Here is a 16,591-nt window from a genome sequence, read left to right as displayed (position 1 = left end):
ATTGTTACTCCAGTATGTCGGTCAGGGCTGCCACAACCCGATCCACGTCGGAGAGCATCATGTCGGGGAAGAGGGGCAGGGTGCAGAGCCGTGACGAGTTCCACTCTGTGTTGGGTAGCGAAAGATCCGGATAGCGCTCCCGGTAGTACTTCTGGGTGTGGGCGGCGCGAAAATGCAGGCCACTGCCGATGCCTCGCTCCTGCAGCGCCTGCATCAGCTGATCGCGATCGAGGCCGCACTGCTCGGGGTCGACCCGCACCATGAAGAGGTGCCAGGCATGCAGATGGGGGTAGGTGGGGATGGCCAGCGGTGCCAGCGGCAGGTTGGCCAGACGTTCATGGTAGCGAGACACCAGTTCGACCCGCTTGGCATTGAGCTCGGGCAGGCGGGCCAGCTGCACCAGGGCGATGGCGGCGTTGATGTCGGCCAGGTTGTATTTGAAGCCCGGCATGATCACCTCCGCCTGCGGCTTGCGTCCCTGCGTCATGCGGTCGAAGGCATCGACTCCCAGGCCGTGGAATTTCAGCATGCGAGCCTTGTCGGCCAGCGCCTTGTCATCGGTCACCAGCATGCCTCCCTCGGCACAGGTAAGATTTTTGATGGCGTGGAAAGAGAAGATGGCGGTGCCGGTTTCCCCGACCCAGCGCGCGCGATAGCGGGTGCCGACTGCATGGGCGGCATCTTCGATGACTGGAATATCGTGCTGGCGACCCAGGGCGAGGATGGGGTTGAGGTCGACCGGTGCCCCTGCGTAGTGGACCGGGATGATGGCCCGGGTGTTGGGGGTGATGAGCGGCGCTATCTGGTCGGCGCTGACCATCAGAGTATCCCTGTCCACATCGACAAAGACCGGGGTGGCCCCCAGCAGGGTGATGATGTTGATGGTGGAGACCCAGGTCTGGGAGGGGGTAATCACCTCGTCACCCGGGCCAATCCCCAGCGCCATCAGGGTGACATGCATGCCCGCGGTCGCGGAGCAGAGCGCAACAGCATGCTGGCAGCCAAAGGTCTCGCAGAAACGCTGCTCCAGCTCATGATTTTTCGGGCCCGTGGTGATCCATCCCGATTGCAACACCTCGCTGACGGCACGGATCTCGGCCTCGCCCATGGCAGGCTTTGAGAATGGCAGAAAGTCTTTCATACGACTCCGGTCTTAATGTCGCAAAAAATAAAATGACGATGAAAATCTGCATTGCTGATTTTCACTGGAAATATGCCTGGGGAAAGTGTCGAGGTTGCTCGATATATTTTGAAAGTAGCTGAATAACGAGTTTTTATTCAAGCGCACAGCAACACTTGGTAACAATTACTGCCGTTTTGATGGCGTGGCTTAATATGGAAATATCTCGTAACAAAAAATCGCTTGGCTTTATTTTAGGTTGGTGTTTAGCCACTTTTTTGACTGTCGCCACCTAAATCATCTGCTATTGCTCAACAGGTTGGGTGTCATTCAGAATTGACATTGCTTGTTACAAATTGCCCGTAGTGCAATTGAGTAAAGGATGTAAAGTTTCCATCATTACGCATTATGGAAAAATCGTTATGAATATCACAGTGTTTGGCAGTGGCTATGTCGGACTGGTACAGGCAATTGTATTGGCAGATGTAGGGCACCAGGTTGTTTGTATCGATCTCGATGCAGATAAAATAAATAGATTATCCCATGGCGAATTACCAATATATGAACCGGGACTGGATGTGTTATTACACCAGACATTGCAAAATGGCTCGCTGACATTCACCACGGATATTCCCATGGCGGTTACCCATGGTGACGTGCAATTTATCGCCGTCGGTACGCCCCCTGATGAGGATGGTTCGGCCGATCTGAGCGCCGTCAGGGCGGTGGCGAGATCGATTGCCCAGCATCGCGCAGATGAGGTGATCATCGTCAACAAATCCACCGTGCCGGTTGGTACGGCAGACAAGGTGTTTTACTGGGTCAGGGAGCAGCAGGCCGAACTTGGCAAGCAGTTTGAATTCGATGTGGTCTCCAATCCGGAATTTCTGAAAGAGGGGGCGGCCGTCAGGGATTGCCAGCGCCCGGATCGCATTGTTATCGGCACCGGCAAGGAGCGTTCCAGAGCCGTGATGCGCGAGTTGTATGAGCCATTTAATCGCAATCACGACCGCATTCTGTTTATGGATGTTCGCAGTGCCGAGCTGACCAAGTACGCCGCCAACTGCATGCTGGCCACCAAGATCAGCTTTATCAACGAGATGGCCGGGCTGGCCGAGCGGGTCGGTGCCGATATCGAGCTGGTGCGGCAGGGGATTGGTGCCGACCAGCGCATCGGCTACCAGTTTATCTATCCCGGTTGTGGTTATGGCGGATCCTGTTTCCCCAAGGATGTGAGGGCATTTCTGGCGACTGCAGCGGCCCTCGACTACGACACGCCGCTTATTCGTGCGGTGGAGCGGGTCAACGAGCGGCAGAAGTTCAAGCTCTTCGACACCCTGGCCTGCCACTTTCACGAGCGAGGCGAGTCGCTGGCGGGCAAGACCATCGCCATCTGGGGACTCGCCTTCAAGCCCAATACGGATGACATGCGCGAAGCGCCGAGCCGGGTGTTGATGGAGGCGCTCTGGCAGGAGGGGGCCCGGGTGCAGGCCTTCGATCCGGTGGCGATGAAGGAGGCACAGCGTATCTATGGTTGCCAGCCCGAGCTGTCGCTGATGGGGACCAGGGAGGCAGCGCTGGCGGGGGCGGATGCGTTGGTCATCTGTACCGAGTGGAACGAGTTCAAGGCGCCCGATTTTGCCCAGATCAGGAAGATGCTGGCGCACCCCCTCATCGTCGATGGTCGCAATCTCTACGATCCGCTCAAGATGAAGGGGCTGGGCTTTTCCTACTATGCCATCGGGCGTGGGGAGACCATTACAGAAGGTATGAGCCATGCAGAGTGCTGATATTTCGGAGCGCACGCTCTGCTGGATGTTGCTGCTGGTTACGCTGGTGCTGCTGTTTGGCCAGTTTGACCATCAGCTCTGGACGCCTGATGAACCTCGCGAAGCGGCTATTGCACTCGAGATGTACCGCAATGGCGATTGGGTGGTACCGACCCTTGGCGGGCACAGCTTTATCGAGAAGCCGCCGCTCTTCTATATGGCCGCTCTGCCGTTTCTTGATGGGTTTGAATCCTGGCTGGGGGTGACCAATAGCCTGCGGTTGGCGGGCGTGGTCTGGGCGGCGGGTATGCTGCTCTTTACCGGCCTGCTGGCCTATCGCCTGCTTGGCAATAGATCGGCCGCGATCTGGTCGGTGATCGCACTGGGCACCATGGAAGGATTTATCATCAACACGCACTGGATCAGAACGGACAGTGCGCTTGCCTTCTTTGTCATATTTACCCTTTGGGCATTTTCAGAATATTACCTTGTAAGCCGTCGGTGGATGGCGATACTGGCCGGAATAGGGTTGGCGGGCTGTTTTATGGCAAAAGGTCCTATTGGGCCACTGACAGTTTTTTTTGGCTGGTTCCCGCTATTCTTCTTCGCTGCAAGATGTGCCGCCATCGACAAAAAACTGCCAGGATTTATCTGGCAGCATCTGCTGATGCTGCTCTGTTTTATATTGCCAGTGGCAGCGTGGATTCGTGAATTAATTAATCATCTCGATGGCGATGCTTTATGGAATGAGTGGTTCTGGCAGAATCAGGTAGGCCGCCTGACAGGCACCTCGACCGAACTCGGCCATATCAAGAAAGGGGCCTATCTCTATTATTTATTGGGGATGGCTGAATATACCATCCCCTGGTTGCCATTCATTTTCTATTGGGGTTGGCAAACCATCAAACAGCGACGCTGGAGTCGTGAGAGGTTATTTCTGTTGTGCTGGGCAGTGGGCACCCTTTTGCTGTTAACCCTCTCATCCACCAAGCGCACCCTCTATCTTTTTCCGTTGTTGCCGGTATTTGCCATCATGCTGGGTCAGGTCAGCCTGAACTGGCCGGGATGGACGGCTCGCTATGGTCGGGGATGGCTCTGTTTCATGCTGCTGTTCTGTGTCGTGGTCATAGGGCTACCTCTGCTGGGCCCTTCACTACCGGTGGCCAGTCATGTTCCGGCAGACGTGCTACAGGTCGCCAGCAAGCTGGGGTGGCGTTATATCCCCGCCAGTATGCTCTTCGTGATTGCGCTGGCGCTGTTGTTGCGGCGCAAGGAGGTGCATGGCGCTACTCATGTTGCCAGCTCGGTGGCCATCATGTTTCTGCTCACCTTTACACTGGTTTACCCCTTGATCGATGCCGCCAAGGGAGTATCGGGAAAGATGGCCCGGTTGCTTGAGGGAATACCGCTCGAGAAGCGGGATCGCATCGCCGGCTGGCAATTGGGGGAGACGGAGCTTGGTCTGCTATCTGCCTATGAAGAGATGCGGGTAATGAATCTGGACAGGGAGAAAGTGAGGGATGTGGTTGCCTGTCGTGATGCCCGGTTTGATGCCGTGTTGGTCAATGGTACGGCCGGGGAGAGGGTCAAGCTGCTGGAGGGGATCCCCTATCAGTTGCTGGCCCAGACCGCTCTGCGCTCGGACAAAGGGCAACTACTGACTCTGGTGACAGGATTACAGTGCCATTAAGCCATCTGTTCCCATTCAGGGGCACTGTATGAGGCAATATGGCCGTGTGGTGACGGTTCCGCTCTTCCCGGCCTGGCGTCGGGCTGACAGCGGGTTTGCAACCCTTGGTGATAAGCGAACTTCACGATGCGGCCATCTCGCAGGTGGCTAATGAATGGGATAGATGGGGTGTGAGGGGCCGCGACCGCTATGGGTTGCAGGAACTTCACCCAGCCGGATTGGTGGATTGCAAAGATAAAAAAACCGATGCCTTGGCATCGGTTTTTTTATTACCGGTTTATCCGTATCACTCAGCCACGGCCGAGGCGGTTCTCCGGGTAGTTCTTGGCCAGCACTTCGCGGGCATGCTTGGCCAGCTGCGGCATCTTCAGGGCGTCGTAAGACTCGACCATGATCTCCAGTGCCTTCTCGGTTTCGGCTGTGTCGGGGTAGGTTTCGACAATCAGCTTGGCCCGGTTGGCGGCTGCGACCAGTGCATCACGCTTCACGTAATACTCGGCCACGCTCAGGTCATATCGGGCCAGACGATTCTTCAGGCCAATCATGCGGGCGCGGGCATCGGCGGCATAGACACTGTTGGGGTAGTTCTGCAGCAGGGTCTTGAAGTCCTGGAATGCCTGACGGGCATAAGCCGGGTCTTTGTCGTCACGACCGATACCGAACAGGCTCTGGAAGAAGTTGTAATCCGCCGCCATGTTGGTCAGGCCGCGCATATAGAATACGTAATCGATATTTTTATGCGCCGGATTGAGGCGGATAAAACGGTCGATATTGGCGATCGCCTGAGCGGTATCATCCTGCTTGTAGTAGGCATAGATGAGGTCAAGCTGTACCTGGTTAGAGTAGGCGCCGAACGGGTAGCGAGAGTCCAAAGCCTCAAGTAATTCAGTGGCTTGCACGTAATTGCCAACGTCCAGTTTGAGGCGTGCTTTCTGGTACAGGGTCTCCGGCGGTTCGTCGGGTACCTTGGGTTTGGTGCTGGAACAGCCTGTGATCAAGGTAGCGACCAAGGCGAGCGACATCAGCAGGTGAGACTTCTTTCCCATCAACAACATCCGGTCCATTTCCACGAAATTGGCAAAGTATCCGTTATGCTTGGCTAAAAGAAAAGCTAGAATACCCGGATTATTTCGAATTGATACCCCCCGCTCAAGAGACCATACATGAGCCAGCATATTGAACTGACAGGCGAATTCCAGGATCACCAATTCGGGCAGCGACTCGACCAGGCCCTGGCCGAATTGTTTCCAGACTACTCCCGCACCCGCATCAAGGAGTGGATTTTACAGGACAGAGTGACCCTGGACGGTCAGGTTGCCAACACCCCGCGCGAGAAGATTTTGGCCGGGCAGCAGGTGCATGTGAATGTCGAGCTGGAAGATGATACTCGCTGGGATGCCCAGGATATCGAGCTCAACATCGTTTATGAAGATGAACACATTCTGGTGATCGACAAACCAGCCGGTCTGGTGGTTCACCCGGGCGCAGGCACGCCGGATGGCACCATCCTCAACGCCCTGCTGCACCGCTACCCCGGCATTGCCGAGGTACCCCGCGCCGGTATCGTGCACCGTCTGGATAAAGACACCACAGGTTTGATGGTGGTTGCCAAAACCGTACCCGCCCAGACCCATCTGGTGGAAGCGTTGCAGGCGCGCCAGATCACCCGTGAGTACGAAGCGATCGCCATCGGTCACATGACCGCAGGTGGTACGGTTGATGCGCCCATAGGCCGTCACCCGACCCAGCGTACCCATATGGCCGTGGTGCCCAATGGCCGCCCCTCTGTGACCCACTACCGGGTGCACGAGAAGTTCCGTGGCCACACCCGTCTGCGTCTGCGTCTGGAAACCGGCCGTACCCACCAGATCCGTGTCCACATGGCGCACATCAAACACCCGCTGGTGGGGGATCCCGCCTACGGTGGCCGTCTGCGCCCGCTGCGCAACGCGACCCCCGAGCTGACCGAGGCGCTGCGCAACTTCCATCGTCAGGCGCTGCACGCCACCATGCTGCAGCTGGCTCATCCCATCACGGGTGAAGTGATGCAGTGGCACTCCCCCACGCCGCAAGACATGGTGGCGCTGATGGAGGTGCTGCGTGCCGACACCCTCGCCAATCCGGATGAATTGGTCTGGAAATAGTGGCTTGATTGAGGCACTGCACTCCTGAATAGCCCTCGCCAACCCGGACGAGCTGGTCTGGAAAGGGTGATGAATCTGGCGGTATTGCGACAACTTCTGCCGTAACCCGCCGATACAGCGCGTAGCACACAGAACCTTGAAACGGGGCGTCTTGACTGGTTGCAGCCAAGCGCCCCGTTTCCATTTGAACGATAGAGCGTGAAGGAGTGAGCAATGAAATGGCTTGAACCCGACTGGCCGGCACCAGCGTGCGTCCGTGCCCTTTCGACCACCCGGGATGGCGGAGTAAGTGAAGGGGTCTTTACCGGTCTCAATCTGGGGGCCCACGTGGGTGACGAACCGGTGCGAGTCGAGGCCAATCGGGCCCGGCTGCAGCAGGCGGCTGCCATCCCGGGGCCCCTCAACTGGCTTAATCAGGTGCATGGCACCGTGGTTCATCCGGTCAGCAGCCATTATCAGCAGGCGCCGGATGCTGATGCTGCCTGCGCCCATGAGGCGGAGCAGGCCTGCATCGTGATGACTGCTGACTGTCTGCCGGTGTTGTTCTGCGATCGGGCCGGTACCGTAGTGGCTGCCGCCCACGCGGGCTGGCGTGGACTGAAAGAGGGCGTGCTGGAGGCGAGTATCGCTGCCATGGGTTGCGAGCCGGGTGAGATCCTGGCCTGGCTTGGCCCAGCCATCGGCCCCACAGCGTTTGAAGTGGGTGGCGAGGTGCGCGAAGCCTTTATGGCTGAGCAGGCTGAAGCAGAAGCGGCGTTCGTCCCTTCGTCCAACGATGGCAAATGGTTGGCGGATATCTACCAGCTGGCGCGGTTGCGCCTCGCCCGTGCTGGCGTTACCGCCGTCTATGGCGGCGAATACTGCACCTTCAGCGATAGCGAGCAGTTCTACTCTTATCGTCGCGACGGCCAGACCGGCCGTATGGCCTCCCTCATCTGGTTGGCCCGCTAAGCAATCACCCGCCAACTAATACCCCGTCTCTCTCAAGAACAGATCCGTATGAGAGAGGCGGGGATCCTGCCCTCTCCCCGCTTTGCAGAAAAAATAACCAGCCCATGCCCTTGAAATAGCCCGTACGGGCCTCATCTTTCATCTCAGAAAGTTATGTTGTTTGCCGCGCAAGCGGCGTCTGCCTGTTTGAAGGGGGAGTGCAATGCGCCTCGATCGCCTTACCAGCAAATTCCAGATTGCTATTTCCGATGCCCAGTCTCTTGCGCTGGGTCGTGACCACCAATTCATCGAACCCGTTCACCTGATGACCGCGTTGGTCAATCAGGATGGCGGCTCCATCCGTCCGTTGCTCACCCTGACCGGGATGGATATCAACGCCCTGCGCTCCCGTCTCGGTGAGGAGCTGGATCGCCTGCCGCGCGTCAGCGGCGTGGAAGGGGACGTGCAGCTCTCCAACGGCCTCGGCCGCCTGCTCAACGTCTGCGACAAACTGGCCCAGCAGCGCAAGGATCAGTTCATCTCCTCCGAACTGTTCGTGCTGGCTGCCCTCGACGACAAGGGAACGCTGGGCGAGCTGTTGCGCGCTCAGGGGCTGACCAAGGAAAAACTCGAAGCGGCCATCGACAAGGTGCGTGGCGGCAAGAAGGTGGAAGATGCCAACGCCGAGGAGAACCGTCAGGCGCTGGAGAAGTACACTATCGATCTGACCGAGCGGGCCGAACTCGGCAAGCTCGACCCGGTGATCGGCCGTGATGATGAGATCCGCCGTACCATTCAGGTGCTGCAACGCCGCACCAAGAACAACCCTGTGTTGATCGGTGCTCCCGGTGTCGGTAAAACCGCCATCGTCGAGGGGTTGGCCCAGCGCATCATCAACGGCGAAGTGCCGGAAGGGCTCAAAAACAAGCGGGTGCTGTCGCTGGACATGGGGGCGCTAGTGGCGGGGGCCAAGTATCGCGGTGAGTTTGAAGAGCGGCTCAAGGCCGTGCTGACCGATCTCGCCAAGGAGGAGGGCAACGTCATCCTCTTTATCGACGAGCTGCACACCATGGTCGGCGCCGGCAAGGGCGAAGGGGCAATGGACGCGGGCAACATGCTCAAACCTGCGCTGGCCCGTGGCGACCTGCACTGCGTCGGCGCCACCACCCTGGATGAGTACCGTCAGTACATCGAAAAAGATGCCGCGCTGGAGCGTCGCTTCCAGAAGGTGCTGGTGGAAGAGCCGACAGTCGAAGACACCATTGCCATCCTGCGCGGTCTGAAGGAGCGTTACGAGCTGCACCACCATGTGCAGATCACCGACCCCGCCATCGTGGCTGCGGCCCAGCTGTCGCACCGTTACATTGCAGATCGCCAGCTGCCGGACAAAGCCATCGATCTCATCGACGAGGCGGCAGCCAGCATCCGGTTGCAGATCGACTCCAAGCCGGAGGCGCTCGATCGCCTCGAGCGACGCATCATCCAGCTCAAGCTGGAGCAGCAGGCGCTGATGAAGGAGGACGATGACGCCAGCCGCAAGCGTCTGGAGCTGATCAATCAGGAGATTGGCGAGAAGGATCGGGAATACAACGAGCTGGACGAGGTATGGAAGGCCGAGAAGGCCGCCCTTGCCGGCACCCAGCATATCAAGGCTGCGCTGGAGCAGGCCCGTCAGGATCTCGATGTGGCGCGCCGGGCAGGCGACTTGGGTCGGATGTCCGAGCTGCAATATGGCCGCATTCCGGAGCTGGAGAAACAGCTGGATCTCGCCACTCAGGCCGAGATGCAGGAGACCAGCCTGCTGCGCAACCGGGTCACCGATGTGGAGATCGCAGACGTCCTGGCCCGCTGGACCGGTATTCCGGTCGCCCGCATGCTGGAAGGGGAGCGCGACAAGCTGCTGCGGATGGAAGATCAGCTGCACAGCCGGGTGATTGGTCAGGAGGAGGCGGTCGATGCGGTCTCCAACGCCATTCGTCGCTCCCGTGCCGGTCTCTCCGACCCTAACCGCCCCATCGGCTCCTTCCTGTTCCTGGGGCCCACCGGGGTGGGCAAGACCGAGCTGTGCAAGGCGCTGGCCGAGTTCCTGTTCGATACCCAGGATGCCATGGTGCGGATCGACATGTCGGAGTTCATGGAGAAACACAGCGTGGCCCGTCTGGTGGGGGCGCCTCCCGGATACGTGGGTTATGAAGAGGGTGGTTATCTGACCGAGGCGGTGCGCCGTCGTCCCTACTCGGTGATCCTGCTGGACGAGGTGGAGAAGGCGCATCCGGATGTGTTCAACATCCTGTTGCAGGTGCTGGACGATGGCCGCCTGACCGATGGTCAGGGTCGCACCGTCGATTTCCGCAACTCGGTGGTGATCATGACCTCCAACCTCGGGTCGGATCTGATTCAGGAGCACCACTCCGAGAAGGATTACGACGAGATGAAGGCCATGCTGATGGATGTGCTGACCCGCAGTTTCCGGCCGGAGTTTATCAACCGGATCGACGAGACCGTGGTGTTCCATCCACTCGGCGAGGAGCACATCAAGTCCATCGCCCGGATCCAGCTCAAGAGCCTGATGGGCCGTCTGGAGGCTCAGGGTTACGAGGTGGAGGTGAGCGAAGCGCTGCTCGAGAAGCTGGTGCATGCCGGGTTCGACCCCGTCTACGGGGCACGACCCCTCAAGCGGGCGATCCAGCAGAAGGTGGAGAACCCGCTGGCGCAGGCGCTGCTCTCCGGTCGCATTGTTCCCGGCAAGAAACTGCTGCTGGGAGCCGACAGCAACGGCCTCACCATGACCCAGTAATGGGATTGTCGATGAAAAACGCAGGCCTTGTGCCTGCGTTTTGTTTTCAGGGGAAGCGAGATGCTGAAGTTTTCCGTGCTGGTGGATGACGACGTTCATCTGCCAGGCTGTCTGCCCGAGCGAGGGTTGGCGCTGCTGCTGGAGTGTGACGGCCTCAGGGTGCTGTTTGATAGCGGCCGTGGCCGGGCGCTGTGCCACAACGCCGCCGTGATGGGGATCGATCTCGCCTCGCTCACCCATGTGGTGCTCTCCCACGGTCATTATGACCATGTGGGCGGGGTCGGCTCGCTGCCCGTCTATCCAAGACCCATCCCGCTCATCGCCTGTCCGGATGTGTTTTGCGAGCGGGGCTACTTCCTGTCGCTGCCCTTCTGGCGACGCAACCTCTATCGCCTGTCGGGGGCGCTGGCTCGGGAGTCGCTGCCGGCCAGAGGCTTGCTTCCCCACTGCTCAGCCGAGCCGGTGTGGCTCTCGGATCGTCTGGTGTTTCTCGGTAGCATCATGCGGCGTGACCGGGCTGCACCTTCCTTGCTTGGTTACATAGTGCGGGGCGGACGGGTAGAGAAAGATCTGATCAGCGACGACTCGGCGCTGGCCTACAAGAGTGAGCAGGGACTCATCGTCTTTATCGGCTGCGGCCACGCCGGGGTCGAGAACATCATCGAGCGGGCCAAGGAGGTGTGTGGCGACGAGCGGATCCACGCCGTCATCGGCGGCCTGCACCTGAAGTTTTCCGGCCCAGAGCGGGCGGAGGTGCTCGGTGCCTATCTGCAGGAAGAGGCGGTGGAGCGGTTGTTTGCCTGTCACTGCACCGGCAGCAGAAAGGCGGAGTTGCCGCACCAGTGCCAGATCGGGGCCGGTTTTGAGCACAGTTTTTCGGCGTAAAAAAAACGGCAATCCGAAGATTGCCGGGAGGAATGTAGTGACGCGACCTTGCGTGGGTTGAGCGGGTCGCAGGGGCAAGCCCCCGATTGCGAAGCTCGGCCACTGCTGGCCTCGCTTCTTACAGCCTGCCGGGGATGCGCTCGCTCAACCCCGACGGCCACCTGCCTGTTGCCATGCCCGCGCGATGACGCCGGCATGGCCTTCATTCGTTACAGCATGCCTTGCACGGCGGCTTTCATCTCGGCCGGCCAGACACCGACCTGCACCTGACCTATGTGCTCTTTTTGCAGCAGCAGCATGGCCAGACGAGATTGGCCGATGCCGCCGCCGATGGTCTGCGGCATCCGTGCGGCCAGCAGATCCTGATGCCAGTCGTACTGCAGGCGATCCTCGTCGCCGGTGATGGCCAGCTGACGGCGCAGCGCCTCGGCATCGACCCGGATCCCCATGGAGGAAATCTCGAAGCTGTCTTGCAGCACCGGGTTCCACACCAGTATGTCACCGTTCAGACCCGCCAGACCCAGCTCGCTGTGGCTGCTCCAGTCGTCGTAGTCCGGGGCGCGCACATCGTGACGCTCACCGTGGGAGAGGGCACCGCCGATGCCGATCAGGAACACGGCCCCCAGCTCTTTGGCGATGGCACGCTCGCGCCCCTTGGCATCGAGATCCGGGTAACGGGCCAGCAGCTCTTCGCTGTGCAGGAACTGGATCTCGGCTGGCAGGAAGGGGGTCAGCTCATGTTCGGCGCAGACTGCGCGCTCGGTGGCCTTGATGGCGGCCCAGATGCCGCGCACGGTTTCCTGCAGATAGGCCAGATCGCGGCGCTCGTTCGGCATCACCTTCTCCCAGTCCCACTGATCCACGTAGACGGAGTGGATGGGGGTGAGCTTGTCTTCATCCGGACGCAGTGCCTTCATGTGGGTGTAGATCCCTTCGCCCGGACCGAAGCCGAAGCGACCCAGGGTCTGGCGCTTCCATTTGGCCAGTGAATGGACCACTTCGTAGCTGTGATCCGGCAGAGTTTTTACTTTGACCTGCACTGCATTCTCATGGCCAGAGAGGTTGTCCTGAGTGCCATCACCGACCCGGCTCAGAATGGGGGCTTGCACCTCCATCAGACCCAGTTGTTGGGCGAGTTGGCGGGAGAACATCTCTTTGACGAAGCTGATCTGCTGTTGGCTGCGAATGTAGTGCTGTTTCATGCTGAATTCCTGTTTCAAACCCCGTTGGATGTGGTGATTCTTCAACGGAATGCCAACTAAATTCAATATTCGATAATAGAAATAGGCTTTGTGTATTTTTTTCTTCAAAATAAGCCGTTTTTTAATGAGGTATCGTCAACGGGAGTGCAAAAAAATGCCGGAAAATTATCGGATCGATAATCTCGATCAGGCCATCCTCACCGCTCTGATGGAGAATGCGCGGATCCCTTACGCCGAACTTGCGAAACAACTGGCGGTCAGCCCGGGCACCATCCATGTGCGGGTGGAGAAGATGAAACAGGCGGGGATCATCGAGGGGACACGGGTGCAGGTTAACCCCAAGAAGCTGGGTTACGACGTCTGCTGCTTTATCGGGATCAATCTGAAGAGTGCCAAGGATTACCCCTCGGCACTGGCCAAGCTGCAAGCGCTGGACGAAGTGGTGGAAGCCTACTACACCACGGGCCACTACAGCATCTTCATGAAGGTGATGACCCGCTCCATCGACGAGCTGCAGATAGTGCTGATCAACAAGATCCAGACCATCGACGAGATCCAGTCCACTGAAACCCTGATTTCGCTGCAGAATCCGATCCTGCGGGACGTGAAGCCCTGACCGGCTGATCAGGGTTCGATATAGGGGATGGCGTACTTGTCGTAGAGGGCCTTGAGGCTGCCGTTGCGCTTCATGCGCAGCAGTTCGGCATCGTAGGCCGCCATCAGGGCGGGGGTCTGTGCATCCGCTCGTGCGCGGGCCCAGGTGTTGAAGTAGGGGCTGCTCTTGAGCGGTTTGGGCAGGTAATCGACCTTGCCCGTCAGCCCCTCCTCTTTGATCTGGGTGAAGGCGGTGACCAGTGGCATGGGCACGGTATCGATCCGTCCTGCCAGCAGTTTGCGCAGTTGCAGCTGGTTCATGGTGATCTCCTGAAACTGATAGGCCGGGTCGGTCATGGCCGCTGCCAGTTCAGGGGTATAGGAGAAATCCTTGGTCACGCCGATGCGCCAGGGTTTGAGATCGGCCAGCGTTTCGTAACGGATCTTCAGCAGGTCCGCCTTGCGCACGAAGAAGTGCCAGCTGTGGCGTAGATGGGCCTGTTGGGGATAGATGAGATAACTCTCCCGCTCTGCCTTGTAGGAGTGGGTCATCACTAGATCGCAGGCGCCGGTTTCGGCATTACGGGTGAGGCGGGCGCCGGAGTCGGCCAGCTCGACCCGAAAGGGCGTCTCCAGCTTGTCGAATATGGCGGTGACTATATCGATATCGAGCCCATGGGGTTTCTGATCGGCATCGATATACTTGAGCGGGGGCTCCATGGTGCCGCAGATCACCAGCTCCTTGGCGGGCAATCCGAGTGGAAACAGCAACCAAAACAGGGGGATCACACGCAAACTACGTCTCCTGAGCCCGTTTGAAGATATTCCAAGACCTGATTCCAGTATATTGGATGGCACCTGATCCGTTAGAAGCGACTGTTTATGGCAAATCCTGAAATCGAGAGCCCGCTGGACGGGATCGACAAGTTGACCGTCTCGCTCTACCGCCTTGGCTTGAGTGCGGCTGCCCTGTTGCTGCTTTGCCGCGGTGCGGCGCTGCTGAGCGGGATGGCACTGCTTCCGTCGGCACAATGGTTGATGTCTCTGGCAGTGGCAAGCGCAATCTGCGGCTTCTCGCTGCATATCTACGACAAGCGGATTCGCCTGATTCTGCAGGGATTTGGTTGGGGCGCGCTGGCCCTGGCTGCGGTAGGAGCGCCGGATGCGCTGGTGCTGGGAGCGGCCTTGGCGACCCTCTCCGGGCTGGCGTTCAAGGAGCAGTTTTGCTTCTCGATTCCCGGCATCAAACTGGTGCCCATTTTGCTGCCGGCGTTATGGCTGCTGGAGTGGTTGCGGGTGGAGTGGGCCGCCGCACTGGTGGCGCTGGTATGCGGGGCCCTGTTGACCTTGCTGGCGCTGGCCAAGTGGCGGATGCCCCTGCACTTCGATATCGGTGACAAGGGGCGTTACCAGATCTAGGTCTGCTGGCACACCTTCATCTGCTGGTTGAGGGCCTGCATCACCTGACGGCGGCTGATGATGCCGATCACCTTGCCCTGTTGCAGCACCGGGTAGATCTTGGGCTTGGCATCGGCCATCTGGCGAGCCAGATCCAGAATGCTCTCATCCGGCCCGACCGAGAGGGGCGAGCGGTTCATCAGATCCTCCACCCTGGTGCGGGTATCGCAGTGGTAGCTGCCGGTGAGCAGGCTGGGAATGCAGTCTTGTTCGGAAAGAAAGCCGATAAGCCGTTTTTGCTCATCCAGCACCGGCAGGCCGCCAAGACCCGATTGATGCAGGCGATCCAGCGCCTCGGCCAGGCCGAGTCCGGCAGTGAGGGAGTGGGTCAGGCGACCCATGTGGTGGTGTACTTTCAGCATGGTGGTGACTCCGCAAGAGGGGGATGCCGCCACTATGACGCGGGTGGGTGGCCCGCGACCAATGGCTTGTGCCGCAGAGATTGATAGGCACCGGCCATCGGCGGTGATCCGCTGGCAGGCGGGCTTCGTTCATGCAAGACCATGAAAGGGAAAGGAGATCGTATGCGTGCATTGGTTACGGGCTGCGGCCGTCGACTCGGATTTTATCTCTGTGAACAGCTGGTGGCAGCGGGTTGGCAGGTGACGGGCAGCTATCGCAGCGAGCGGCCGGAGCTAGCCACGCTGGCAGCACTGGGGGTCGAACTGGTGCTGGCGGATTTTGGCCGGGAAGATGACGTTGGCAAGCTGATCGATGTGCTGGCTGCCCATCAGGATCTGGCGCTGGTGATCCACAACGCCTCGGCCTTCGAGCCGCAGGCAACTGATCCGGCGGCGCAACTGGCCCAATTCGAGCAGTTCTACCGGGTACACATGGCGGCCCCCTTCCAGCTAAACCGGGCGTTGGCCCCCCAGCTTGCCAGCAACCCCAACGCCAGCATCATTCACATCACCGATATCTATATCCATGCCCCGGCCCCCCGTTTTGCCAGCTATGTGGCGACCAAGGCGGGAGCCCATTCGCTGGCCATGAGCTTTGCCCGCGAGCTGGCGCCTGCGGTGCGGGTCAACACTATAGAGCCGGGGCCGATCCTGTTTCTCGACGAGCATGACGAGGCATGGCGCCAGCAGGTGTTGGCGAAAACACCGCTGGCGCGGGAGGGTGGACTTGAGCCCATCTGGCAGGCGGTGCAGTTACTGATGGGGAACAGTTATATGACGGGGGCCAGCATCAAGGTAGATGGCGGGCGGGCGCTGGCCACCCTCTGATAGGTTGCCGAGCACCAGCGGCCCCAGCCCGACCTGCCGAGTCAGCAAGCCCTTGCCGGGTTTGAGCTTGCCCGACTGGGCGGGGAGCGTCACTTGCAGCGCCACCTTGGGGTCATGCACCTCGCCATGGCCGTAGAGCTCTGCCAGCAGCTCCGCCAGATAGGAATCGACCTCTGCCGAGGCAAAGTCACCGCTCCTGTTGCTGGCCAGAATATCGATGTCGAGTGGCCGGTCGTGCACCTTGCAGAGCGGATCGCTGCGATCACGGCCGTGAGCCACCTCGAGGGCGACAAAGTGCTGCTTGAGGCGGGCGGCATCGAGCGGGCTCTCCACCACCAGCAGGCAGTTGAGAAAGTCGTGGCTGGAGTGCATTCCCACCGGCTTGGTGCGGATCACCGAACTCAGCCGAAGGGGACCGACGTTCTCAAACAGCTCGGCCAGCGCGCGGCTGACATGGATATGCGGGTCAATATTGGAACCAATGCTACACAGATAGAACATGCTGACCTTCCCGGGGTTGGGCTCATCTGAAATGTATACGCAGCTCACGGTTATCGGATTAACTATGGCTTAACATTGTCTTATCTATTGTGATCCGGCACTGATTGGCAGAAAGGAGGTTTGCATGAGTGTGGAGCTGAAATGGGCGCTGTTGACCGCTTCGGGTGCGCTGGCGCTGATCATGATTATCTGTCTGGCCTCTGTCGCGTTGGCGTGAATCACCACAATCCAGATAATCCAAACCGGCCTGTTGGCCGGTTTTGTTTTTCTGG

16 protein-coding genes are annotated in these 16,591 nt (G+C 59.2%); 10 read left to right on the top strand and 6 right to left on the bottom strand.

All coding sequences use genetic code 11. The annotated features are described in order from the left end of the window. Positions 1–4 precede the first annotated feature (4 nt). Entirely contained in the window at positions 5–1,141 is a 1,137-nt protein-coding gene (arnB, locus tag G5195_RS14055; RefSeq protein ID WP_421236241.1) for a UDP-4-amino-4-deoxy-L-arabinose aminotransferase, read from the bottom strand. A 401-nt stretch (positions 1,142–1,542) separates the two neighbouring features. On the opposite strand from arnB, the gene G5195_RS14050 reads away from it, so the two are divergent. Further along, entirely contained in the window at positions 1,543–2,910 is a 1,368-nt protein-coding gene (locus tag G5195_RS14050) for a UDP-glucose dehydrogenase family protein (RefSeq protein ID WP_216952253.1), read from the top strand. Then, complete coding sequence (locus G5195_RS14045) at positions 2,897–4,579, top strand: ArnT family glycosyltransferase (protein WP_421231105.1); 1,683 nt, start codon at positions 2,897–2,899, stop codon at positions 4,577–4,579. The genes G5195_RS14050 and G5195_RS14045 overlap by 14 nt, the downstream gene beginning before the upstream one ends. A gap of 290 nt (positions 4,580–4,869) precedes the next feature. On the opposite strand, the gene G5195_RS14040 is transcribed toward G5195_RS14045, so the two are convergent. Beyond that, a complete protein-coding gene (locus tag G5195_RS14040) occupies positions 4,870–5,625 on the bottom strand; it encodes an outer membrane protein assembly factor BamD (RefSeq protein WP_005339769.1) in 756 nt (251 codons plus the stop codon). A 117-nt stretch (positions 5,626–5,742) separates the two neighbouring features. On the opposite strand from G5195_RS14040, the gene rluD reads away from it, so the two are divergent. From rluD to G5195_RS14020, 4 genes are all read left to right on the top strand, one after another. Further along, positions 5,743–6,723 carry a 23S rRNA pseudouridine(1911/1915/1917) synthase RluD gene (rluD, locus tag G5195_RS14035; RefSeq protein ID WP_227341786.1) on the top strand — a complete coding sequence of 327 codons (981 nt, stop codon included), beginning with the start codon at positions 5,743–5,745 and terminating at the stop codon, positions 6,721–6,723. Between the two features lie 213 nt (positions 6,724–6,936). Beyond that, the gene (gene pgeF, locus G5195_RS14030; RefSeq protein ID WP_421212399.1) at positions 6,937–7,674 is read left to right on the top strand and encodes a peptidoglycan editing factor PgeF; all 738 of its coding nucleotides are present in this window, start codon (positions 6,937–6,939) and stop codon (positions 7,672–7,674) included. 202 nt (positions 7,675–7,876) lie between these two features. Next, the gene (gene clpB, locus G5195_RS14025; protein ID WP_421236240.1) at positions 7,877–10,450 is read left to right on the top strand and encodes an ATP-dependent chaperone ClpB; all 2,574 of its coding nucleotides are present in this window, start codon (positions 7,877–7,879) and stop codon (positions 10,448–10,450) included. Between the two features lie 60 nt (positions 10,451–10,510). Then, a complete protein-coding gene (locus tag G5195_RS14020; protein WP_416245466.1) occupies positions 10,511–11,335 on the top strand; it encodes an MBL fold metallo-hydrolase in 825 nt (274 codons plus the stop codon). Between the two features lie 209 nt (positions 11,336–11,544). Here G5195_RS14020 and asnA read toward each other — a convergent pair whose 3' ends face one another. Continuing rightward, a complete protein-coding gene (gene asnA, locus G5195_RS14015) occupies positions 11,545–12,537 on the bottom strand; it encodes an aspartate--ammonia ligase (RefSeq protein ID WP_421236239.1) in 993 nt (330 codons plus the stop codon). 154 nt (positions 12,538–12,691) lie between these two features. Here asnA and asnC point away from each other — a divergent pair, with 154 nt between their 5' ends. After that, the gene (gene asnC / locus G5195_RS14010) at positions 12,692–13,153 is read left to right on the top strand and encodes a transcriptional regulator AsnC (RefSeq protein ID WP_005339783.1); all 462 of its coding nucleotides are present in this window, start codon (positions 12,692–12,694) and stop codon (positions 13,151–13,153) included. An 8-nt stretch (positions 13,154–13,161) separates the two neighbouring features. Here asnC and G5195_RS14005 read toward each other — a convergent pair whose 3' ends face one another. Further along, entirely contained in the window at positions 13,162–13,926 is a 765-nt protein-coding gene (locus G5195_RS14005) for a substrate-binding periplasmic protein (RefSeq protein ID WP_421206364.1), read from the bottom strand. Between the two features lie 87 nt (positions 13,927–14,013). Between G5195_RS14005 and G5195_RS14000 the strand changes: the two genes are divergently transcribed. Next, positions 14,014–14,550 (top strand): DUF2301 domain-containing membrane protein, encoded by a 537-nt coding sequence (locus G5195_RS14000; protein ID WP_213388076.1) that lies wholly within the window; start codon positions 14,014–14,016, stop codon positions 14,548–14,550. Here the strand turns inward: G5195_RS14000 and G5195_RS13995 are convergent. Then, positions 14,547–14,951 (bottom strand): CBS domain-containing protein, encoded by a 405-nt coding sequence (locus G5195_RS13995; RefSeq protein WP_005356342.1) that lies wholly within the window; start codon positions 14,949–14,951, stop codon positions 14,547–14,549. The genes G5195_RS14000 and G5195_RS13995 overlap by 4 nt on opposite strands. Positions 14,952–15,113: 162 nt before the next feature. Between G5195_RS13995 and G5195_RS13990 the strand changes: the two genes are divergently transcribed. Continuing rightward, complete coding sequence (locus G5195_RS13990; RefSeq protein WP_216979930.1) at positions 15,114–15,818, top strand: SDR family oxidoreductase; 705 nt, start codon at positions 15,114–15,116, stop codon at positions 15,816–15,818. On the opposite strand, the gene G5195_RS13985 is transcribed toward G5195_RS13990, so the two are convergent. Further along, on the bottom strand, positions 15,744–16,319 hold the full coding sequence (locus G5195_RS13985; protein ID WP_421236238.1) for a 2-amino-4-hydroxy-6-hydroxymethyldihydropteridine diphosphokinase: 576 nt from the start codon (positions 16,317–16,319) through the stop codon (positions 15,744–15,746). The genes G5195_RS13990 and G5195_RS13985 overlap by 75 nt on opposite strands. A gap of 124 nt (positions 16,320–16,443) precedes the next feature. Here G5195_RS13985 and G5195_RS13980 point away from each other — a divergent pair, with 124 nt between their 5' ends. Beyond that, positions 16,444–16,536 carry a YnhF family membrane protein gene (locus tag G5195_RS13980; protein WP_216952243.1) on the top strand — a complete coding sequence of 31 codons (93 nt, stop codon included), beginning with the start codon at positions 16,444–16,446 and terminating at the stop codon, positions 16,534–16,536. Positions 16,537–16,591 lie beyond the last annotated feature (55 nt).

It is taken from the genome of Aeromonas sp. 601039 (genome assembly GCF_049174415.1).
GTDB lineage: Bacteria > Pseudomonadota > Gammaproteobacteria > Enterobacterales > Aeromonadaceae > Aeromonas > Aeromonas veronii_A.
Note: the sequence above shows the minus strand (reverse complement) of the source record. Positions and strands in the feature narration are given on the sequence as shown.